The sequence below is a fragment of the Anaerolineales bacterium genome, assembly GCA_016928575.1.
GTDB lineage: Bacteria > Chloroflexota > Anaerolineae > Anaerolineales > RBG-16-64-43 > JAFGKK01.
Genome location: JAFGKK010000015.1, coordinates 98521 through 120167, shown reverse-complemented (window position 1 = coordinate 120167; position 21647 = coordinate 98521). Strand labels below are relative to the sequence as shown.

Genomic DNA, 21647 nt, shown 5'->3' with positions numbered 1-21647 from the left:
GAAAAGGTCCGGGGGGATTATACGCTCAACGGACAAGCAGCCATAGGGCGGCCAGAAAACCGAGCGCAAGGATGATGAAAGCCGCAGGCAGGCGGCGGGAGAGCGGATTGCGATCCACCACAACCGGCGATCCGGTGTACAGGTCGAAATCCAGCGTCAGGCGCTGTCCCAACACCCAGGTCAAGCCCGCACCGGCGAGCAAGCCGCCGAGGTGTCCCCAGAGGTCGATTTGCGGATGAAAGCTGATTGCCAAGTTCATCCCGATAACCACCAGGACGTTGGTCAGCATCGACCGGCCGACGGGCCCGAGGATTTTGGTGTTGCGGTATAAAAACACCGCCAAGGCGCCGATCAGGCCAAAGATCGCGCCCGAGGCGCCCAGCGAGGGTGCCGGGTTGAAAAGGAAGCTCGCGGCAACCCCGGCGATGCCGGAGAAGAAATAGATCATCAAGAAGCGTACTCGCCCAAGCAGGCGTTCGATTTGAGTTCCAATGTTGTAGAGCGCGTACATGTTGAAGAAAAGGTGCATGGGGTCGGCATGGAAAAAAATCGGCGTGACGAAACGCCAATACTCCCCTTGACGGATTAATTGGTTGATTTTCAATCCGTACACGGTAAAGGCTGCCCCGAATCCCCATTGTCCGACAAAAACCAGAATCGTGACCGCCAGGATCCCATAGGTAAAAACCGTGCGCACTCCGGCCACGGACGGCGGCCGCATCGGCGGGGGGGCGGAATAGCCCGAAGGATGCATTTCTACAGGACCACCTTTCTGGGAACCGCGCGGCAATGCTCGGCCCGGAGTATGGCGGCGATGGAATCCACCGCCTCATCCAGTCGGCCTTCGGCGTTGACCACGAAGTATTCGAATTCCGGGATCCGGCGCATCTCCTCGCGCGCGGTGCGCAGGCGCAGCGCCATCTGCTCCGCCGAATCGGTCCCCCGCCCGCGAAGCCGGCGTTGCAATTCTTCCTCGGAGCCGGCCGTGAGAAAGACGGTGACCGCCTGCGGGCAAAGGCGCCGGACGGTGCCGGCGCCCTGCACGTCGATCCGCAGGACGACGTCTCTCCCCGAGGCCAGGGCATGCCGAATCTTGGATTTGGGAATCCCGTAATGCTTGCCGTAGACCTCCGCGTGTTCCAAAAGGTCGTTCTCGCGGATCAGATCCTGGAATTCGGCTTCGCTGAGGAAGGAGTAATCACGGCCGTCCTCCTCGCCGGGGCGGGGCGGGCGGGTGGTTGCGGTGACCACGAATTCGAACGGGACGCCGCGCTCCTTCATTCGGCGGACGACGCTGTCTTTGCCGGATCCCGCCGTGCCGGACAGGACGATCAGCAAGGGAGGTGTTTCGCGGGGGAAAAAATCATCCGCCATGATAGCCTCTTGCTATAATAGCCGCCTCGATGATCGAAGCGGCGGAGGTGCGCCATGCCATTCTACGAATACCGATGCGCGGATTGTAAAAAACGGGTTTCTATCCTGCAATCCTACGCCGAATACGGAAAAACCGACCCCATCTGCCCGGAATGCGGCGGCGCGAACCTGCGGCGGCTGATCTCGCGCATCCGCTTCGCCCGTTCCGAGGAAAGCCGCCTGGAGGCACTTTCCGATCCGTCGGCCTGGGGCGGCATCGACGAGCAGGATCCCCGTTCGATGGCCAAGATGATGCGCCGCATGGGCAGCGAGCTGGGCGAAGATATGGGGCCGGAATTCCACGAAGCCGTCGACCGGTTGGAGGACGGGGAGGATCCGGAAGAGATCGAAAAAACGATGCCGGGCATGGGCGGGGGCGCGGAGGGGGGCGGCCCGGACGACTTCGACCTGTAATCGGTTCATTCGTCGAATCCCAGCCGGCCGCAAACCGCTTTACGGATTTGCTCCCAAACCCGTTCTTCCGCTTGGTCGGCGTAGATTCGGATCCAGCGTTTTCCGCCCCGTCGGACCAAAGCCGCGTACCCCGACCGAACTCGGCGGTGAAATTCCACTTCCTGTGCGTCCAGCCGGTTCCAGTCGCTGTCGCTGCGCCGCCTGCGGGCCAATCCGGTTTCAACCGGAAGGTCGAGCAGCAGGGTCATATCGGGAACCAGCGATCCGGTCGCGAACCCGTTGATCGCCTTCAGAAGGTTAAGCTCCAATCCCCGACCGTATCCCTGATACGCCAATGTGGAATCCGCATACCGGTCGCAAACGACGGTTCCGCCGCGCGCCAGGTGTGGGCGGATCAATTGGTTGACCAATTGCGCACGCGAGGCGCAAAACAGGAGGATTTCCGCGCGCGGATGCATGGCCGCATTGGCGTGATCGTTAAGGATCGAGCGGATCTGGTCGCCGATCGAAGTCCCTCCCGGTTCACGCGTCAGCAGCACGTCGCGCCCTTTGCCGCGCAGGTACCCAGCCAGGCGGGAGGCATGCGTGGATTTGCCGCTCCCTTCGGGGCCTTCCAGCGTGATGAAAAAGCCCTTGGCTCGCACGGGAGTCATCAGGTGCGGTAGATCCGCACCCGGCGGCGCGGCTCCTTTCCGAAGGATTGGGAGAACAGATTGGCCTGGCGCGCCATCTGATGCTGCAGGCGTCGGATGTAGGCGGAAGTGGGGGCCAGGTCGATCGACCGCGACCCGTTGAGGATTTCATCGATGGCTTGCTGGGTTTCCTGCATCGCCGAGTCGAGGGAGGGGTTGGCGGAAGGGGTGTGCCCCAGGTCGAAAAGCTCCGAAAGGAAATGCTCCATTTGGCCGACGGTGTTGGAGCGCAGCACGTAGATCGGCGTCCCGCCGCGTTCCGCGTCCTCGATCACCTGCGGGCGGCGGCGGTAATAGGATTTAATGGTGACGATCGCCTCCGCCTGTCCGGCGTCGCCGACCACCACCACCGGCACCTGGAGATAGCGCGCCGCCTGCTCCAATCGGTTTTTCGCCACGCCGTACGGGTAGACGTGGATCGGACGCGACCGGGAAGGCGGCAAATGCGGCGGCGTCGGGGAAAACGGGAGGCTGTCGGGGGCCGGGCTGGGTTCGTAGGCCCGCGGCGTACCGCTCCAGGGCATCGACATGTCCGACGAAGGGCTGCGCCTCGGGCGTTCGCGGCCCGCGGACCCGGGAACGGCGGCGGAGGCGGCCGTCTCCTTGTGGACTTCGCCTTGTTCGTCGACGTACCGAAGCTGCGGCGGAAGGGGGCGTCCGCGCAAAATGGCGTCGACCGACGCGGCCACGTCGTGATGCACGGCCAGCCGTTCGCGGTCCTGGATCTCGACCAGAATCTCGAAGGTCGGCGGGGCGCGGCGCTCGAGCACGGTCTTTTGCGTTCCCCGGCGGCGGGCCTCCTCGTCCGACAGCGTGACGGATTCGATCCCGCCGACCAGGTCGGCGAGGATCGGATTGAGCAGGATGTTGTCGATGGTGTTGCCGTGCGCGGTGCCGATCAGTTGTACCCCCCGTTCGGCGATCGTCCTTGCGGCGGCCGCCTCGAGCTCGCGCCCGATTTCGTCGATGACGATCACTTCCGGATTGTGATTCTCCACCGCTTCGATCATGACTTCGTGCTGCAGCGAAGGCGTGCGGACCTGCATCCGCCGGGCGCGCCCGACCGCCGGGTGCGGAACGTCGCCGTCACCACCGATTTCGTTCGACGTGTCGACGATGACGACGCGTTTGCTCTCGGCCAGAATGCGGGCGGCCTCACGCAGCATGGTCGTTTTCCCGACGCCGGGCCGGCCGAGCAGCAAGAGGCTCTTGCTGGAGACGATCAGATCCTCGACGATGTCGATCGTCCCGTAGACCGCCCGCCCGACCCGGCAGGTCAACCCGACGATGTGGCCGTGGCGGTTGCGGATGGCCGAGATTCGGTGCAGGGTGCGTTCGAGCCCTGCGCGGTTGTCGGCGTCGAATTCCCCGATCCGGCTGACGACGAAATCGATGATCTCGCCGGAGACCTCACGTTGGGCCAGAACCTTTTCGCCGTCCAAGTAGCGCGCGGTCGGAATCCTCCCGAGGTCGAGGATGATCTCCTGCAAGACGTCCCAGCGGCCTTCGGCCCGCAAGGCGGCGCTGATTCCTTCGGGCAGGACGCTCAGCATGATGTCGAGGTTATCGGTGATTCGCCGCTGCGGTGTCATAAGCGTTCCGGGATGATGGAGACCCGTAAGAGGTGGCTTGGGGGATGGGTTTTTCCACGGAGGAGAGCGCCATGCCTTCCTCCAGCGGAAGCGGAACGACAACGCGGCGGACGAAGGCCGCCCGCCGGCTGTGGAGGTTGAAACCGAATTCACGAAGGATGGGGCCCACCCAATCCTGATAGGATCGAACGCGGACGAAGACCGGCCCGGGAGGACGCGGGGAAAGCGCCCCCAGCCACCCCGCGATCCAATCCGCGGCCTTCCTTGCCATGGGATGGAAGAAAGGTTCCATCCACAACCCCAGCGGCCCCGAGCGGACCTGAAAGAAACCTGCCAATTCCCCGTCCTCCAAAAACAGCCATCCCTTCGGCCGGCGGGATAAACCTTCCACTTGATGGACCAGCGCCGGCACAATGGAACAGTATAGCGCATGTACCGCAGTCGCGTCCGCGTCGCGCAGGGCGCGCAGGGAGTCCGGCGGAAGGCGGGATGCTTTCGGAAGGGAACCGCCCGCCTGCCAGATATCCTCCCGGGCGTAGACGGTAAACCCCGCCCGTCGCAGGAAAGCGGAAACTTCGCTCCGATCTTCCGCGTCTGCGAGGATGTGCTGGGCTCGGCGCCGACCGGCAGATTTCAGGAGCGCCTCGATCAGTTCGAACCCCGCGTCGCCGGCGCACAGCTCCTTCGGAGAAAGGAAGCGCAGGCGGGAAGACGGATCTCCCAACCGGTGACTGAGTTGACCGAACCCCGTCGTCCGGCCGGCGCGGTCCACCACGAGAGTCTCCGGCAGAAACACCGGGAGGATCAGCGCCAAAACGGCGTTGCCGAGCGGATGCAGGTCCTGGGTCAGAAGGCTCGGGGAATCCAGGCTGACGCCCCGGGCGACCAAACGTTGCAGGGCAAGAGAATCGCGGAGTTGGAAGGCGTGAACCATGGCTATCCCATGCAAGCAACCATATCCAAGAACAGCCGGTGTAGACGGTCATCGCCGGTGAGTTCCGGGTGAAAGCATGTAGCCAGCCAATGCCGCTGGCGGGCGGCGACGATCGTCCCGTCCGGCAGACGGGCGAGGATCTCGACGCCGCGCCCGGTTCGCAGGATGGCCGGGGCGCGGATGAAGACGGCGGGAAACGAGGCCGGTCCGGCTCCGTCCCGGCGGGGCAGGGTGGGGATTTCCAGATCGATTTCAAAGGATTGCAGCTGCCGGCCGAACGCGTTGCGCTCGACGGCGATGTCCATCAGCCCCAAGAGGGATTGCTCGCGCCCGAGGTCGCTCGCCAGGGCGATCGCCCCGGCGCAGGTGCCCCACACCGCATGGCGCCGGCCGAACGCCTGCAGGGGCTCGACCAACCCGTAGGCTTGGGCTAGGTTGCGGAACGTTGTCGTTTCCCCGCCCGGGATGATCAGCCCGGAGAGGGACGCCAGATCCGCGGGACGCCGGACCTCGACGGCGGGCACGTTAATGCCGCTGAGCTTAATAATGTGCTCTTCGAAATCGCCCTGCAGGGCGAGGACGCCGATGGTCATTCGCGGGAAAGTTCGAACCCGAGTCCGTTGGTCGTCTGAACATCCGTGGATCGGCAGCGCGCCCGTCCGGCCACGCCGGCGCGCAGGACAACGGATCCGGAGATCTGCGCCCGGCGCCGATCGACGATCGTCCGCGCCGCACAGCGGGTGAGACGCCGACGGCGGAAACCCGACTCGGCCAATACGAAAAACGGGAACGCCCGTCGTTGCTTGCGGTCTTTCGCAGGCGCCGGCCAGGGGACGATCAGCACGGATCCGGCGGCGACGCCGGCGCCGCGTTCGGTTTCCGCGATCCGGGAGGAGACCGCGACGGAAGCCGTCGCCGGAAACCCGACATCGCGGGATTCGGATGCAAAGGAAAAGCAGGCGGAGGAATCACCGACGCACATTTCGGAAAACATCCCCGGGCGGTGACGGAGGATCGCCGGGAAATCAATCGTGGTTCCGCGGCGGATACGGATCGCTTCCGACACTACCAACCCCGGCCAGCGATTAATTCCTCTTTCGCCATGGCGGCGATCTGTCGTCCGACCATCGGTTCGCCGAGATCGCGGCTGACTTCGGCGAGGATCTTGGGATCGCGGAAGTGGGTAACCGCCTTGACGATCGCCGCGGCGCGTTTGGCCGGATCGCCGGATTTAAAGATCCCGGAACCGACGAACACCCCGTCCATCCCGAGCTGCATCATCAACGCGGCGTCCGCCGGGGTGGCCACACCGCCGGCGGCGAAATTCACCACCGGCAGCCGGCCGAGCTGCTTGGTTTCCTTCACCAGCTCGAAAGGTGCGCCGATCGATTTGGCGAAGGCCATCAACTCTTCGTCCGGAAGGTTTTGCAGGCGGCGGATTTCGCCCCACACGGCTCTCGCGTGGCGGACCGCTTCGACGATGTCGCCGGTGCCGGCTTCGCCCTTGGTGCGGATCATCGCCGCCCCCTCTCCGATGCGCCGCAAGGCTTCCCCCAAATTCCGGCAGCCGCAGACAAAGGGCACCTTAAACTCGTGCTTGAAGATGTGGTGCTCTTCGTCGGCCGGCGTGAGGACTTCGGATTCGTCGATGTAGTCCACGCCGATGGCTTCCAGCACTTGCGCTTCCACGAAATGGCCGATCCGGCATTTCGCCATCACCGGGATCGACACCGCTTCCATGATCTGCAGGATCAATCCTGGATCGCTCATGCGGGCGACGCCGCCGTCGGCGCGGATGTCGGCCGGAACGCGTTCGAGCGCCATGACCGAGCATGCGCCGGCGACTTCGGCGATTTTCGCGTGCTCGGGAGTGACCACGTCCATGATCACTCCCCCCTTAAGCATTTGGGCCAATCCCTTCTTAACGGTGAAGGATCCGGTTGTTTTTTGAGTTTCCATGGGGCACCTCCGACTGCAATCGACAACAATATTCTACCATGCAGGAATCCGTCATCCCCGGCCGGGTGTGATTATAATGAAAGGATGCTTCCCGATCTGGCTTTGGGCGACGTCGTCCAACTGCGGAAACCACACCCCTGCGGAAGCCGGGAATGGGAGGTGGTCCGCTTGGGGGCCGACATCGGCATTCAATGCCAAGGATGCGGGCACCGGATCCTCCTGGAGCGCCGCGATCTCGCGAAGCGAATTAAAACCATCCTACGTCGAGGATCAAATGGCCATCCACCCGCCGACGGCAAAGCCTAGGATACTGGTTCTCTTTTCCGATACCGGGGGCGGACATCGAAGTGCCGCGCAAGCGGTGATCGAAGTACTGGAGGAAAAACACCCCGGAGAATTCGCCCTGTCCATGGTCGATGTCTTCAAGGCGTATGCTCCATACCCGTTCAACCGCGCCCCGGAGATGTACCCGACCATGGTCAAAGTCCCCAACCTGTGGGGGTTGGGCTACCGGATGGTGGACGGGCGGCGGCGGGCGGCGTTTATGATGGACACGCTTTGGCCGTGGATCCGCCCCGCCGCCAAACAGCTGGTCCGCGAGCATCCGGCGGATTTGATCTTCTGTGTCCACCCGTTGTTCAATGCCCCCGTCTTACGCGCCCTGGGGAAACACCGTCCGCCGTTCATCACCGCCGTGACCGACTTGGTTACGGCTCCGAACTACTGGTTCTACCGCCGGGAGGACGTCTGCGTTGTCCCAACGGATGAAGTCCGCCGCCGAGCGATTCTCAATGGATTAAAACCCGATCAAATCAAGCTTCTTGGATTGCCGATCAGCCGCAAGTTTTTAAGTCCGCGCGATCGGGCGGTCGTGCGGAAGGAATTGGGGTGGCCGCCGGACCGGCCCATGGTCCTGATGGTCGGCGGAGGAGAAGGGATGGGGCCGTTGTTCGACACCGCCCGCCAAATCATGTATACCAGCCCGGAATGCGCCTTGGTGGTGATCACCGGACGGAACGACAAGTTAAGACGGCAGATGGAAAACGCGGACTGGAACATCCCAATCTTCATCTACGGATTTGTGAACAATATGGCGGATTACATGAACGCCGCCGACATTCTGGTAACGAAAGCCGGTCCGGGAACCATCAGCGAAGCCTTGGTGTGCGGCTTGCCGATCATCCTCAACAGCCGGATCCCCGGACAGGAAGACGGAAATGTGCGTTACGTCGTACAGGAGGGGGCCGGACGATGGGCTCCCGGTACGGAACGCACGGCCAGGGCCGTCCGGCGCTGGATCGCCAATCCGAAGCTTCGCGAGAATGCGGCTCTTGCCTGCAAACGGATTGCCAAACCGCATGCGGCGGAGAACATCGCCGATTTAATCTGGGAATGGCTGCCTTATAAAGTGAGCGGTTCTTTAAAGTCGTAAATACCGTTGCGGATGGGGTATCGCCTCCGACAAACACGGCAATTCAGAGACCTTCCGGAGGAAGAATCCGCTTCCTCGAGATCGGTATGTCCGCATTCCGGACAGCGGAAGAAGCCGGCGGGGGTCGGCGGGCCGGAGGAATCCGTCCGCGAGAGGACAAACACGCTGGGGGACAGTTGCCAGAGGTTGCCGGTATAGCCAAGCAGGAGATCCAGGAGGGACAGCAACCGGGCAGGAAAGCGGCGTTTTAAAAAGCCGATTCGAAAATGGGATACGGTTGCCTGGTTGAGGATCGAGAAGCCGGTTTGGGCAAGCCATCTGCGAACCGAAGCTGGATGGAAGTTGAAGTTCAGGGGGAGGTATTCCACGGCTTCCGGCGAAAAAGGATTCCACATTTGACGGTGCAGGAAATACCGAAGGACCGCTTTGGTATTGCGCTTGTTCGCGTACTCCAAGAGAAAATGGGATTTCGGCCGTAGGACTCGTCGGATTTCCCGGAGGGCGGCAGGCGGGTCGGATAAATGGTGCAACGTGCGGATCATGGTGGCGGCATCGAAGAGGCTGGCGGCGAAAGGTATGGCGTAGACGTTGGCCGCGACGAAAAGGAAGCGCCGGGATTCGCCCAACCTTTCCCGGGCTTGGAACAACTGGGTGCGGGAGTAATCCAGGAGGACGATCCGCTCGAAGCCGATATACCGCAAGGTGTTGCGGCCCGCCCCGGCCCCCGCTTCCAAGAGCAACCGGCCTTGCTTGGGCATCAACCGAGCCAACACCCGGGATTCGCACTGGTCCTCATACCGGCGCGTGCCGCTGTCCCAGAACGTACTCTGATAATCGGAGTTTTCGTAGTCGCAAATCGGATGTTGGGTCATAGCCTGCCCGCGAACGCCGATGAGCCCCAGGACGGAAAAATCCGGCGGATTCCACGGCTCGCCGTCTTCGACGAACCTCCCTTAAGTTTCACGTGAAACACGGCCGGATCCTTCCCCTCCCGTTGCAGATTAAGGGCGGGGCGCTCCCCGGACAATGTCTGCGTCAGACGGCGCTCGTCGGAGGGTTGAAGTAATTGTAGACCGCCTTGGAGATATCCGCGATGGTCTTGGATCCGATGTCCCACAGCAGCCAATCTGCCTGCCAGAGGAAGATCGACAATACGTAGTTGCCGCCGGGAGTGTAGACGATGGCCGCGTCGCCGAAGGTATGGAAGATGCTCGGATCCCAACCATGCTTGTGGACCACTTTTGTGCCCTCGGGAACGCCTCCTTGGATGAACACGCCGATGGGATCCTTCGCCAGAAGATCCAGCATGGTCCCGCATTCCTGAGGCGTGATACGGTCAGGATATTTCAGCAGCAATGTTCCGCCCCCAAGATAGCATTGATAGATGTCCTGCATTAAAAGCCCCAAATCCTCCGGGGTCGTCTGATTGTATGGGTCGAGATCCGTCTGGATGTCTTTCCGCTGGTTGGCGGGGGTTTGGATCGGCTTGAGCAGCGGCGAACCCGGCTTGAAATAGCCTGCAATAAAAGTGTTCACCAAGCCGATCTCCGTCATAACCTGGGTGACCAAGAGCGGCCCCTGGGCCGGATCCAGGCTCTGCATCAGCCAGTCGGCGGGGTCGTTTCCGGATTGCACCCCCAGCATATCCTCCAGCCATTTTTCTGTTTCCGCGTCCAACGGCAGATCCCGGTACACGAAAGTGGCGAGAAGAATCGGGATTTTAATCGTGCTAACAGCCGTAAAGGCTGCATCCGGTTCGGTTGGAAAATCCTCGCCGCTCATGTGGATCAGGTGCAGATCCTGTCCGTTCTGCAGGTTGACCATGTAGACGTCCAACAGGCCGTAGAAGTCATCAACGGCCGCCAGCTGTTTGATGAGGATCTCCAGAGAGTCAATGGAAGGCAGGCTGCGCTGGTTGGAAATAACCGGCAAGTTCACCAACCGATGGTCCGGCGAAAACAAGGCCTCCACGATCAATTCAGCCGCTCTCTCCTGATCCAGAACCGTGCCCGGTGTGCCGGCATTAAAAAACGGCCTTCCGGGTTCCGGCTGGGGGGGGATGGGGGGCAGGTCGTACCGTGCGGCGATGTTTTCCACCAGAGTCTGCAGCTGGGTGCGGGAATAATCCGCCATCAAATGGATGGAATATTCTTCGACGGGGGAGTTCCAGAGGTAGTCCCAAAAACCTTCCCAGGACGGCAGCTGAGTCTGATACCTATCCACCTCGGCAAGCATGCTTGTGGAATTCAGAAGGAAGCCGACCTGAGAAGGTTGGATAAAAAAGACGCTTTCGCGGTAATGGGCTTCAATCGGCTGGCTGTAAACCTGTAAAAGCGTTTGCATGGCCTCTTGGGAGGTCATCCCGCCCAAGGATAAGCCGGCGACCGTCACCCCGCGGGGGATCCGCGTTTGATCCCGGCTGTAGCTGACCAACTCGAAAAGGATCATGGCGGCGGTCGCCAGCAGGATCGCAATCGAAAACCAACGGACGAGCATACCGGAAGATCGCAACGACGCCTCCCAGGAAAACGCTTGCAGTATACCAAAGCGTCCGGGCGGAATCGGCCGCCGGCGGAGGGGGGTTCCGGATGCGCGGAAGAAGGTTGGGACCGGCCGCTTTGACTTTGACCACCCCGCGTGCTATGATCAATGCATCATTTTCCATTTATTGCAGCTGGCCTTATCGCGTTTTTTTCAGACTTGGCTTGCCTCTCAATCCCTGAAATCCGCTCCTCCGGGGAATGTTGGTATGCTGGGCGAAAGCGGCCATCTGCTTTCGTTTTTTTGTTTATAAAGGGTTTTCCATGAGCATAGAATTCTTCCTGCGCATCATCGGGATGGTGGTTCTGGTCGTGGTCGGCGGATTTCTGGGAATCCGGTTGGCCGACTTGGCTGAAGTGCCCCGCGAGCAGTGGGCTTCGCTGTTTGCTTCCCTGGGAGCACTGACCGGATTGATCCTGACGCCCTATCTGACCACCCGCCCGTTGCGAGCCCTTCGCCGGAATCTATCGCTGTTGCCGGCGACCACTCTATCGGCGGCGATGATCGGCCTGGTGGTCGGGTTGATCGTCGGGGCGCTGGCCTCGCTGCCGCTTTCGCTGCTGCCGGCGCCCTTTGGAAATCTCCTGCCCGTTCTCGGGGCGCTTTTCTCCTGCTATCTCGGCGTGACCCTGTTTGTGGTACGCCGCGACGACCTGTTCGCCGTCTTCGGCGGCAAATTCTCCGGATCCGCGCCGGCCCTGGAAGAACGCACAATCCTATTGGACACCAGCGTCATCATCGACGGACGGATCGCGGACGTTGCGGCGACCGGATTTCTGCAATCCACCATGCTGGTCCCGCGGTTCGTCTTGAACGAACTGCAGTACATTGCGGATTCCTCGGAACCGATCCGGCACCAGCGCGGACGGCGCGGCCTCGAGGTTCTCAACCGGCTGAGGAAGGACACCCGCACTCCGCTGCGGGTCACGGATTTGGATGTGGAGGAGATTCACAGCACGGATGAAAAACTCATCGTTCTGGCGAAACAACTGCACTGCCCGATCCTCACGAACGACTACAACTTAAACCGGGTCGCCGAACTTCAGGGTGTGGTGGTCCTGAATTTGAACGACCTGGCCAACGCGATCCGGGTGATCTTCCTGCCCGGAGAAACCCTGCCGGTATACCTGATTCAAGAAGGAAAGGAGCCGGGGCAGGGGGTGGGGTACCTGGAGGATGGAACGATGGTGGTGGTCGACGAAGGGCGAAGGTTCCTCGACCGGACGGTGACGGTCGTGGTCACCAAAGTACTGCAGACTTCCGCGGGGCGGATGATCTTCGCCCGGATCGACAACAGCGCTCCCGTGCAGGGCAAGCCGCATTAATCATCCCCCGCAGACAGGAATGGCTTATGGCCCTTATCGTGTACAACAGCCTGGTCCGCAAACTCGAGCCCTTTCAACCCATAACCGAAGGGCGGGTTCACATCTATGTCTGCGGACCGACGGTATATGCCAGTACGCACATCGGACACGCAAAGACCTACGTCTCCTTCGACGTGATTGTCCGCTACCTGCGCTACTCTGGATACCGGGTCCGCTACGTGCAGAACATCACCGACGTCGGCCACCTGCTCGACAGCGGAGAGGACCGGATCCTCAAAGGATCCGCACGCGAATCCATGGAACCGATGGAGCTCGTCGAACGGTACACGCGGGAGTATTTCGAAGGGATGGACGCTTTGGGAGTGGTCCGGCCCGATATATCGCCGCGCGCCTCGGCCCACATTCCGGAGCAGATCGAATGGGTCAAACGTCTTCTGGAAAATGGGCATGCCTACGAGCAAGACGGCTCGGTGTATTTCGACGTCCGTTCGTTTCCGGAATATGGAAAATTATCCGGTCGTCGGGTGGAGGAGCAGGAAGAAGGCGCGCGGGTGGAAGTCCGTGAAGAGAAGCGCCACCCCGCGGATTTCGCCTTGTGGAAGAAGGCGGAGCCGGAGCACATCCTGCGCTGGCCTTCGCCCTGGGGGTGGGGGTTCCCAGGATGGCACATCGAATGCTCGGCGATGAGCACCAAATACCTCGGCGAAACCTTTGACATCCACGGCGGCGGCGTCGACAACATCTTCCCCCACAACGAGTGCGAGATCGCCCAGGCGGAAGCCGCCACCGGCAAGCCGTTTGCCAGGTATTGGCTGCTGACCGGATCGCTGACCGTGGGCGGCGTGAAAATGAGCAAGAGCCTGAACAATTTCGTCTCGCTGCAGGATGCGCTGGCCCGATTCCGTCCGGAGGCGATCCGCTTCTTCATTCTCTCTGGAAATTACCGCAGTCCGCTGGATTATTCCGAAGAGGCGATGCGGGGGGCGGTCCGCGGATGGGAGCGTCTGGTCGGGCCGTATGCCGCGCTGGTCCAGCGGCTGGCGGCGCCGGAGGCGGGGGATCCCACTCAAAGCTCAGCGGCATCCGCGCTGGCGGAGGACGTCCGCCGCCGGTTCCGGGAGGCGATGGATGAAGATTTCAACGCGCCGGCGGCGATCGCGGCCCTGTTCGAGTTCACCCGCGAGGTGAACACCGGGCTGGGAACGGACAAGGGGTTTCGCCGAAAGGATCAGGAGCTTTTCGCGGCCCTCTACCGCGAGTTGGCCGGCGATGTGCTCGGGCTGCTGCCGAGGGGCGACGGCGGTTCTTCGCCCGACCGGGAGGCGTCGTTGATTCGATTGCTGGTGGGGTTGCGCGACGAGGCCCGCGCCCGCAAGGATTGGACACTTTCGGATTCGATCCGCAAACGGCTCGAGGACATCGGAGTAATGCTGGAGGACGGCAAGGAAGGCACGACCTGGAAGATCCAATAAATCCGCCGGTGAGGTTCCCCGCTCAATGCCACGCAATCCTCTCGGCCAACGCCTTCATCCGGGGAACACCCCGGCCTTTTTCTACCGGCGGAGCCGACCGCCGGTGCTGAAGGCCGATACCTCGGCAGGGAAACCGTGAACCGGGAGTGGATCTACGGCCGCCAAGCCGTGCGCGAAGTGCTGCGGTCCGGACGCCGGACCGTTTTCCTCGTCCGCCTGGCGCACGGGGCGCAGGCGCAAGGTGCTTTGGGGGAGATCCTCGGGCTGGCAGGCAAGAAAAACCTACCCGTGGAAAAGGTGGCCAACGAAATCCTCGACCGCTTGGGAGGAAACCATCAGGGGGTGGCCGTCCAAACCGAAGCGTATCCGCTCGCACCGCTGGAGGAAATCCTCGCCCGGGTGGAGCGGGAAGGTCCGCGGGCGTTGGTGTTGATCTTGGATCAAATTCAAGACCCGCAGAACCTGGCCGCGCTACTGCGCACGGCGGAGGCCGTCGGCGTGCAGGGGGTGGTGCTACCGCCGCGGCGGGCGGCGGGAGTCACACCGGCGGTGGTGAATGCGTCGGCGGGGGCGGTGGAGCATCTGCAAATCGCCCAGGCCAACCTGGCCCAAGCGATCGCGGAGTTAAAGCGGCGGGGGATCTGGGTGGCGGGATTGGACGCCGACCCGGCGGCGGAATCCATCTTCGAGGCCGGCTTAGACGGCCCGCTCGCGCTGGCGGTCGGCAGCGAAGCAGAAGGTTTGAGGCCGTTGGTGCGGAAATCCTGCGACCGGCTGCTGCGACTTCCGATGCGCGGAAAAATCCAATCCTTAAACGCCGCCGCGGCCGGATCCGTCGCACTGTATCTGGTTTTCCGGCGGATGGCCGAACCTCCTTCCGGATGATCCGCCGGCTTGCGGCGGTCCTCCGATTGCGGCGATGCGGAAAGAGACGCAGGATGTGGGTTCTCGGAATCGCGCTGGCGTTGTTGATCTGCGCCCTGGTCCTATGGGGAATCTCGGCTTGGCAGCGCAGGCGTCTGGCGCTTCCGAGCGGGCGCGTGATCCATATCGACACCGGGCATCTGCGGAAACCGGAAGGGACTCTGTTTTCCCCGAATTACTCGCTCGTGGGCCGGCCGGATTATCTGATCAACCAGGGCGGAAGGATCATTCCGATCGAAGTGAAATCGGGCCTGGCGCCCCTTACGCCCTATCCCTCGCACCTCTTCCAATTGGCCGCCTACGCCATCCTCGTCCGGGAGCATTTCGGACGCGTCCCGCCGTACGGAATTCTCAAATACCGGGATCGGGCCGTGGAAATCCCCTTCACCCAGAATCTGCTGGATGAGGTTGCGGCGATTACGGAGGAGATGCGCAGGGATTTATCCGCTGCGGTGGTGGACCGCTCCCATTCGGAAGCCAACCGCTGCCGCGCCTGCGGATACCGGGATTCCTGCGACCAGCGGCTGGCGTAATTGGCCTCCGTTTCTCCTGCTATAATTTATTCATCCTATGACGGACCAATTGCCGCGCCCCATCCCCCAGCGGATCGCGCTGGTGTTCAATCCGGTGATTTCGGATGCTGAATCCATCACCCGGGAAATCGGCGGATTCATAAAATCCGCCGCGCCCGCATCCGCCGTGGGAAGCTGGTCGCAGAAGGATTTTCCGGCTGCGGTAAGGGCGGAAGGCTTCGACATGGTGGTCGCCCTTGGGGGAGACGGCACCATGCTGAGGGTCAGCCACGCCTGTGCACGGAAAGCGATCTCGGTCCTGGGGGTGAATCTCGGCCGACTGGGTTTTCTGGCGGAGTTCGAGCGCAACAATTGGAAATCCGGCTTGGAGCGGGTTCTGGCGGGCAGATACTGGATCGAGATTCGGATGATGCTGCATGTGAAACAGGAACGGGATGAAGAATGCCTGGGGGAGTGGGATGTGATCAACGAATGCTCAGTCAACCGCGCGGGCGGGTTAAAGGTGGTCCGGATGGAAACCACGGTCGACGGCCAGCCGCTCACCACCTACGCCGCGGACGGATTGATCACCGCCACGCCGACCGGTTCCACGGCGTATGCGCTGGCGGCCGGGGGGCCGATTCTTCCGCCCGAACTGCGCAACATCCTGCTGATCCCGGTAGCCCCGCACTTATCGGTGGAGCGCGCCATCGTTCTGCCCGACGGGGCCGAGGTGCAAATCCGGGTCCACACCGGATCGCCGGCGGTGCTCTCCTGCGACGGCCAGCATCAGGAGGAAGTCTTGGACGGCGACCGGATCGCCATCCGGTCTTCCGAACTGTCGGCGCGGTTCATCCGCGCCCAGGGGCGGGGGTATTTTTACCGCAACATCGCCGCCCGATTGAACAGGAATCCGCAAACCGGAAGATAACATCGGAACGACGCCATGGACGAACAAACGTTGACTTGCGCATATCATCCCGGGCGACCCACTTCACTGCGCTGCAACCGTTGCGGTCAGCCGATCTGCACACAATGCGCCGTCCGAACCCCGGTCGGGTACCGCTGTCGGCAATGCGTCCGGGAACAACAGAAGATCTTTGATACGTCGAAATGGTACGATTTTCCTGTGGCGTTCGTCGCGGCGGCGTTGGTCTGCGGGGCAGGTTCCATTCTGAGTGCCTTCATCGGTTTCTTCATTTTGTTCGTCGCCGCATTTGCCGGCTCCATCGCGGCCCGGGCCGTTGCTTGGGCGGTCCGGCACCGGCGCAACAAATACCTCTGGCTGGCGGCGGTGGCGGGCGGGGTCGCGGGAAGCCTGCCGATCATGATTCCAACCTTGGCGCTGGTCTTGGTCTCCTGGGGGCAGGTCGGCGCCGAGGGATTGTTCGCACTGGGATTTCAGCTGTTGTGGCCGGGGGCATACATGATCATCGCGGTCGGGGTCTTGGCGGCGAATATGAAGGGCGTTCGAATCCTATAGGGAGGAAGGGGAGGCGCAAATATGGGACCCAGTCTAATCATCTTCGGCGTGGTGATGGTTCTGCTCGGAGCCGGTGTGTTCTTCCCCGCCCGCAAGGCGCGTATGCTTGACCAAGCTCGGGAGGCATGGCCGCAGGTTCCGGGGACCGTGACCTCGTTGGAGGTCGTGCCGCAGCCGCCGCTGAAGATTCGATCGGGGAAGGAAATCATTCAATACGACATCTCGATAAACTATCAATTCCGCACCGGCGGCCAATTGCATTTCGGCTCCGCGGTTTCCCTGCCGCGCCATCTGTACAGCAAGGACGAGGCGGACCGGATCGCCGCGCGCTACCCGGCGGGAGGGGCGGTGACCGTCCGCCATCATCCGGAGAACGTCCGCGAATGCTATTTGGAGATCGAGAAAACCGCGAAAAACTACAGGGCAAGCATCGCCTGGATGGTGTTCGGCGGACTGCTTGCCCTGTTTGGATTGTTGTGGGGAGCGGGATAGGCGTTTTCCGGGAAGGAGCCGGCACCGCATATGCTGCGGGAACTCCGCATCCGCAATTTTGCGATCATCGAGGAACTGACCCTGCGGTTCGAGCCGGGGTTGATCGTACTCACCGGCGAGACCGGCGCGGGCAAATCCATCATCGTCGACGCGATTGAATTGCTGCTCGGCGGACGGGGCGACGCCAACGTGATCCGGTCCGGCGAGGAGACCGCCTCGGTGGAGGCGGATTTCCAACTCCAAGGCGGGATCCTCGACGAAGTCCGCGGAATTCTGGAAGCCGAAGGGTTGTGGGAGGGGGACAGCGCCGTCACCCTCGGCCGGGAGGTCCGGCGCGGGGGGCGCAACATCGTCAGGGTGAACGGGCGGGCGGTGAACTTGGCCATCCTCCGCGAAGTAAGCCAACTGCTGATCGACGTCCACGGCCAATCCGAGCATCTTTCCCTGCTGCGCACGCGCGAGCACCTGCGGCTGCTCGACCGGTTCGCCGGCTTGGAGGAGCGGCGAAGGGAATTCTCCCTGCAGGCGGAAATGCTGAAGGCCGTTCGCGAAGAACTCGAACAGATCCGGGCCGGGGAGCGCGACGCCGCCCGAAAAACCGACATGCTCACTTACCAGATCGGCGAGATCGAGGCGGCGCGGATTCGGCCGGGGGAGGAAACCGGCCTGCTGGAAGAACGCACCCGCTTGGCGAACGCAGAACAATTGGCGACGCTTTCCGACCAAGCCCTCCTTGCGCTGGATTCCGACGAGGAGGAGCTTCATCCGGCGACCACATCCCTCGGCCAGGCGGCGCAGGTCCTGGCGGCCTTGGCGAAGATCGACCCGGCGCTGAAGGGGGAGAGTGAAAACGCCCAGGCGGTTTTGGATCAGGCCGCCGAGCTTTCGAAGGGGCTTCGCGCCTACCGGGATTCGATCGAATTCAACCCAAAGCGCCTGGAGCTGGTGGAAGAGCGCGTCGAACTCCTGCGGACCCTCAAACGCAAGTACGGCGATACGCTGGAGGCGGTGCAAGCCCACGCCGAACAAGCCAAGCGCGAGCTGGAAAGCATCACCCACGCGGACGAGCGGCGGGCGGAGTTGGAAGGCCGCGAGCAGGCCCTGCTTCGGGAAATCGGCCGGCAAGGGGCGGAGCTTTCCGAGTTGCGGGCCCAGGCGGCGGAAACGCTGGCCCGCGGCATCGAAGCCGAACTCTCGGAACTTCGTATGGAAGGGGCGAAGTTCGCCGTGGACCGGCACTGGACGGAAAGCCCGGACGGAGCGATCGTCGGCGGAAAGCGAATCGCGTTTGATTCCACGGGATTGGACAGCGTGGAGTTCCTGGTCGCGCCCAATCCCGGCGAGGGACTCAAACCGCTCGCCAAGGTGGCCTCCGGCGGAGAAACCTCGCGCTTGATGCTGGCCTTAAAAAGCGTGCTGGCCCGGGCGGACCGCACGCCCACGCTGATCTTCGACGAGATCGACCAGGGCATCGGCGGCCGGGTGGGGATGGTCGTCGGCCGCAAGCTTTGGCGGCTGGCGCCGCGGCACCAGGTCTTCTGCGTGACGCACCTCCCGCAACTGGCCGCCTACGGCGACCGGCATTTGCGGGTGGAGAAATCGGTGCTGGGAAAACGCACCCAAACGCAAGCGAAGCTTCTGCACGCACGGGATCGCATCGCCGAGCTGGCGGCGATGCTGGGAACCCTTTCGGAAACCACCCGCGAATCGGCTGAAGAAATCCTTCAATTGGTTGAGCAGGAGAAGCAGGCTTCCCGGCAGGCGGGATAGCCGCCGTGCGCGTTTCTCCGGATCGGAATTCCACGGTACGGCCATTGCGACCGGCGTCTGCCTCCGGTCCAACGGGAGAACCGAACAAGGAGGATATGCGATGTGGGATATCTTCATCGCCTTCATCATGATCGGCGCCGGGATCATCCTGGCCTTCTACCAACTCCGGCGATGGATCGCCGCCAAACGCTGGATCCATCTTGTCGTCATCCTCACCGTAGTGGTCAGTGAATTCGCGCTTGTTCGAGGGTTTACCGAATCGCTGATCGTGATGGTCTTTGCGGTCATCCTGGCTTTCGTGGCGGAAAATAAACTTGGCCCCGGAGGGGCTTCGTAATCCCCCGGGTTGGAAATGGGCGGCTTCGGACCGCCCGGCAGGCCGGCACAGCAAGCGGATGGTATAATCGGCACAAATCCATATCCTTCGGGGCCGGGTGAGGGCCGCAGGCTGGCCCAATTCCCGATCGGCGGTAAGCCGGCGAAATGCCGGCAAGCCCGCGAGCCGGTGCGGAATTTCCGCACGGGCATGATCCGGTGAGAAGCCGGAGCCGACCGTACAGTCGGGATGAAAGAAGGTCGTTTCTGCACGGATGATTTCCGGACCCCGAAGCCCAAAAGGTTTCGGGGTTTTTTCTTAAGCAATCCATCGCAACGAACCGGAGTGCCGCCGAAAGAGGAAACGAACCTTCCACCGCGAATCGGCGAAGGCCGCGAGGAAGCCTTCTTCCATAGTTGCCACGGCGCTCTTTGCGCCTTGGCGGTGTAAGGGAGGCAAACGGGAACGCAAGATGTCAGGATTCGAATTGGGAAAACCCACCGCGGTGCGCGTTAGAAAATCCTCCGCAATCCGAGCGCTCCCCGTTATGGCGGCGATCGCTGCCTGCGGAATCGCCTGGCAGGCGGCTGCCGCGTTATCCGGATTGCCCGCCTTCATCCTTCCCGGACCGGCCGGCGTGGCCGAACGCTTCTTGGAGGCGGCGGCCGACGGCAGCCTGCTGCGCCACGCACTCTATACGCTGGAGGAAGTGCTGGCCGGGATGGCGCTCGGCGTGGGAGCCGCCGCCCTGATTGGGTACCTGTTGAGCAAGTCGCGGCTGGCTGAGCGGATTCTCGCGCCGTATATCGTCGCCACGCAGGCCGTTCCGGTGGTGGCGATCGCTCCGCTGCTGTTCATCTGGCTGGGAAGCGGCCTGCCCACCAAGGTGCTGATCTGCGCGCTGATTGTATTCTTCCCGGTGCTGGTTAATACCGTGGTCGGGCTGCGGTCGGTATCGGCGAATCTGCGAGAGTTAATGCGTTCGCTGGGGGCGACGCCTTGGCAGAATTTTCTCCATTTGGAACTGCCGGCCGCTCTGCCGATCCTGCTCGGCGGATTGAAGGTGGGCGCCACGCTCTCGGTCATCGGCGCCGTGGTCGGCGAATTCATCGCTCCCGACCGCGGATTGGGTTTCCTGATCAGCGTCGCCCGCGGGCAGTACGACACCACAATGGTGTTCGTCGGAATCTTCGCCCTGGTGGCCATGGCCGTATCCCTGTACGCCCTGGTCGCCTGGGCGGAAGGAAGTTTTCTAAAATGGAGGGAGTGAAATACCGTCACTGTTCCGCCGTCAGCCGGGAAAGGGGTGGGGGAGAAGAGAGTAGAAAACCAGTGCGGGGAAACGAGAAACCATAATAAAAGGAGAGAAAAGAAAATGAAACGCATTTTGGTAGGGACAATCGGCATCCTCCTGCTGGCCGCCTGTTCGCCGTCCGCCGGAGAGAAATCCACGCCGACGCCGGACCAATGGCCGCTGGAAGAAATCCGATTGCCGATGGGGTACATACCCAACGTGCAGTTCGCGCCGTTCTATGTGGCGGTGGAGAAGGGGTATTTCCAGGAAGAAGGAATTAAGGTCGAGTTCGATTATAAATTTGAAACCGACGGGGTGGCGCTGGTCGGCGCCGGAGAACTGCCGTTTGCGGTGGTTTCCGGGGAACAGGTCCTGCTCGCGCGGGCCCAGGGACTGCCGGTGGTGTATGCCATGGCCTGGTGGCGGGATTATCCGGTCGCCGTCGCCGCCCTTGAAGAAACCGGAATTCGCACGATGGAGGACCTGAAGGGGAAAAAGGTCGGCATTCCGATCCTGGCCGGAGCTTCCTACGTCGGGTACCGGGCCCTGCTCAACGCCGCCGGAATCGCCGAGGAGGAAATCGCCTTAGAGGTGGTCGGATACAACCAGGTGGAGGCGCTGGTCGCCGGCCAGGTGGATGCCGCGGTCGTCTACGCCAACAACGAACCCGTCCAACTCGCCGCGCGCGGCTATGCGGTGAACGTGATCCGGGTCGCGGATTTTGTCGACCTGGCTTCGAACGGATTGCTGACAAATGAAAAGACGCTTGCCGGGCGCTCCGAGCTGGTGCGCGGGATGATCCGCGCGATCCTACGCGCCGTGGAAGACACGGTCGCGGATCCCGAGGAAGCGTACGGCATTTGCCGAAAGTACATCGAAGGCTTGGCGGAGGACGATCCGATCCAGAAGCAGGTCCTGGACGAAACGATCGCGTTTTGGAAGGGCGACCAACCCGGATGGAGCGATTTGGCCGCCTGGCAAAACATGGAAGATACGCTGCAGTCGATGGGTCTGTTGACGGAGGATATCGACGTCACCCTGGCGTTCACCAACGATTACCTGCCCGGGTGAGGTTTGAAAAC

General features: G+C 62.2%; 24 protein-coding genes and 1 riboswitch. Of the genes, 14 read left to right on the top strand and 10 right to left on the bottom strand.

Annotated elements, in window-relative coordinates; all coding sequences use genetic code 11:
* Positions 1–25: 25 nt before the first annotated feature.
* Positions 26–754 (bottom strand): rhomboid family intramembrane serine protease, encoded by a 729-nt coding sequence (locus JW929_02745; protein MBN1438302.1) that lies wholly within the window; start codon positions 752–754, stop codon positions 26–28.
* Positions 755–756: 2 nt separating this feature from the next.
* Positions 757–1374 (bottom strand): guanylate kinase, encoded by a 618-nt coding sequence (locus JW929_02740; GenBank protein MBN1438301.1) that lies wholly within the window; start codon positions 1372–1374, stop codon positions 757–759.
* A 54-nt stretch (positions 1375–1428) separates the two neighbouring features.
* Between JW929_02740 and JW929_02735 the strand changes: the two genes are divergently transcribed.
* Positions 1429–1827 carry a hypothetical protein gene (locus JW929_02735; GenBank protein ID MBN1438300.1) on the top strand — a complete coding sequence of 133 codons (399 nt, stop codon included), beginning with the start codon at positions 1429–1431 and terminating at the stop codon, positions 1825–1827.
* A 5-nt stretch (positions 1828–1832) separates the two neighbouring features.
* Here JW929_02735 and JW929_02730 read toward each other — a convergent pair whose 3' ends face one another.
* The 6 genes from JW929_02730 to pdxS all read right to left on the bottom strand — a co-directional run bounded on the left by JW929_02730 (position 1833) and on the right by pdxS (position 7004).
* Complete coding sequence (locus JW929_02730) at positions 1833–2480, bottom strand: dTMP kinase (protein MBN1438299.1); 648 nt, start codon at positions 2478–2480, stop codon at positions 1833–1835.
* Positions 2480–4111 (bottom strand): AAA family ATPase, encoded by a 1632-nt coding sequence (locus tag JW929_02725; GenBank protein ID MBN1438298.1) that lies wholly within the window; start codon positions 4109–4111, stop codon positions 2480–2482. Before JW929_02725 ends, JW929_02730 begins: the two co-directional genes overlap by 1 nt.
* On the bottom strand, positions 4083–5045 hold the full coding sequence (locus JW929_02720; GenBank protein MBN1438297.1) for a hypothetical protein: 963 nt from the start codon (positions 5043–5045) through the stop codon (positions 4083–4085). The genes JW929_02725 and JW929_02720 overlap by 29 nt, the downstream gene beginning before the upstream one ends.
* Before the next feature lie 2 nt (positions 5046–5047).
* On the bottom strand, positions 5048–5638 hold the full coding sequence (gene pdxT, locus JW929_02715; protein MBN1438296.1) for a pyridoxal 5'-phosphate synthase glutaminase subunit PdxT: 591 nt from the start codon (positions 5636–5638) through the stop codon (positions 5048–5050).
* A complete protein-coding gene (locus tag JW929_02710; protein MBN1438295.1) occupies positions 5635–6027 on the bottom strand; it encodes a hypothetical protein in 393 nt (130 codons plus the stop codon). The genes pdxT and JW929_02710 overlap by 4 nt, the downstream gene beginning before the upstream one ends.
* An 83-nt stretch (positions 6028–6110) precedes the next feature.
* Positions 6111–7004, bottom strand: coding sequence for a pyridoxal 5'-phosphate synthase lyase subunit PdxS (gene pdxS, locus JW929_02705; protein MBN1438294.1), 894 nt, complete (start codon positions 7002–7004; stop codon positions 6111–6113).
* 84 nt (positions 7005–7088) lie between these two features.
* Here pdxS and JW929_02700 point away from each other — a divergent pair, with 84 nt between their 5' ends.
* Together JW929_02700 and JW929_02695 are read left to right on the top strand one after the other, a co-directional pair.
* Positions 7089–7310: a DUF951 domain-containing protein gene (locus JW929_02700; GenBank protein MBN1438293.1), complete on the top strand. Its 222-nt coding sequence runs from the start codon at positions 7089–7091 to the stop codon at positions 7308–7310.
* Between the two features lie 55 nt (positions 7311–7365).
* On the top strand, positions 7366–8436 hold the full coding sequence (locus JW929_02695) for a glycosyltransferase (GenBank protein MBN1438292.1): 1071 nt from the start codon (positions 7366–7368) through the stop codon (positions 8434–8436).
* Here JW929_02695 and JW929_02690 read toward each other — a convergent pair.
* Together JW929_02690 and JW929_02685 are read right to left on the bottom strand one after the other, a co-directional pair.
* Positions 8406–9308: a methyltransferase domain-containing protein gene (locus tag JW929_02690; protein MBN1438291.1), complete on the bottom strand. Its 903-nt coding sequence runs from the start codon at positions 9306–9308 to the stop codon at positions 8406–8408. The two genes, JW929_02695 and JW929_02690, sit on opposite strands and share 31 nt — an antisense overlap.
* 163 nt (positions 9309–9471) lie before the next feature.
* Entirely contained in the window at positions 9472–10947 is a 1476-nt protein-coding gene (locus JW929_02685) for a serine hydrolase (GenBank protein ID MBN1438290.1), read from the bottom strand.
* A gap of 293 nt (positions 10948–11240) precedes the next feature.
* Between JW929_02685 and JW929_02680 the strand changes: the two genes are divergently transcribed.
* The 11 genes from JW929_02680 (at position 11241) to JW929_02630 (ending at position 21636) form a co-directional block, all read left to right on the top strand.
* Entirely contained in the window at positions 11241–12302 is a 1062-nt protein-coding gene (locus tag JW929_02680; protein MBN1438289.1) for a PIN domain-containing protein, read from the top strand.
* A gap of 26 nt (positions 12303–12328) precedes the next feature.
* Positions 12329–13774, top strand: a complete 1446-nt coding sequence (locus JW929_02675; GenBank protein MBN1438288.1) for a cysteine--tRNA ligase — start codon at positions 12329–12331, stop codon at positions 13772–13774.
* 135 nt (positions 13775–13909) lie between these two features.
* The gene (gene rlmB / locus JW929_02670) at positions 13910–14659 is read left to right on the top strand and encodes a 23S rRNA (guanosine(2251)-2'-O)-methyltransferase RlmB (protein ID MBN1438287.1); all 750 of its coding nucleotides are present in this window, start codon (positions 13910–13912) and stop codon (positions 14657–14659) included.
* Positions 14660–14712: 53 nt separating this feature from the next.
* Positions 14713–15231 carry a Dna2/Cas4 domain-containing protein gene (locus JW929_02665; protein MBN1438286.1) on the top strand — a complete coding sequence of 173 codons (519 nt, stop codon included), beginning with the start codon at positions 14713–14715 and terminating at the stop codon, positions 15229–15231.
* Positions 15232–15268: 37 nt separating this feature from the next.
* The gene (locus JW929_02660; GenBank protein ID MBN1438285.1) at positions 15269–16141 is read left to right on the top strand and encodes an NAD(+)/NADH kinase; all 873 of its coding nucleotides are present in this window, start codon (positions 15269–15271) and stop codon (positions 16139–16141) included.
* Positions 16142–16156: 15 nt separating this feature from the next.
* Positions 16157–16693 (top strand): B-box zinc finger protein, encoded by a 537-nt coding sequence (locus JW929_02655; protein MBN1438284.1) that lies wholly within the window; start codon positions 16157–16159, stop codon positions 16691–16693.
* A 21-nt stretch (positions 16694–16714) separates the two neighbouring features.
* Entirely contained in the window at positions 16715–17185 is a 471-nt protein-coding gene (locus tag JW929_02650) for a DUF3592 domain-containing protein (protein MBN1438283.1), read from the top strand.
* 30 nt (positions 17186–17215) lie between these two features.
* A complete protein-coding gene (recN, locus tag JW929_02645) occupies positions 17216–18955 on the top strand; it encodes a DNA repair protein RecN (GenBank protein MBN1438282.1) in 1740 nt (579 codons plus the stop codon).
* Positions 18956–19055: 100 nt separating this feature from the next.
* Entirely contained in the window at positions 19056–19292 is a 237-nt protein-coding gene (locus JW929_02640; GenBank protein ID MBN1438281.1) for a hypothetical protein, read from the top strand.
* A 79-nt stretch (positions 19293–19371) separates the two neighbouring features.
* A riboswitch (FMN riboswitch) is annotated at positions 19372–19536 on the top strand.
* Positions 19537–19743: 207 nt separating this feature from the next.
* The gene (locus JW929_02635) at positions 19744–20541 is read left to right on the top strand and encodes an ABC transporter permease (GenBank protein MBN1438280.1); all 798 of its coding nucleotides are present in this window, start codon (positions 19744–19746) and stop codon (positions 20539–20541) included.
* 105 nt (positions 20542–20646) lie between these two features.
* Positions 20647–21636 (top strand): ABC transporter substrate-binding protein, encoded by a 990-nt coding sequence (locus JW929_02630; protein ID MBN1438279.1) that lies wholly within the window; start codon positions 20647–20649, stop codon positions 21634–21636.
* Positions 21637–21647: the final 11 nt, after the last annotated feature.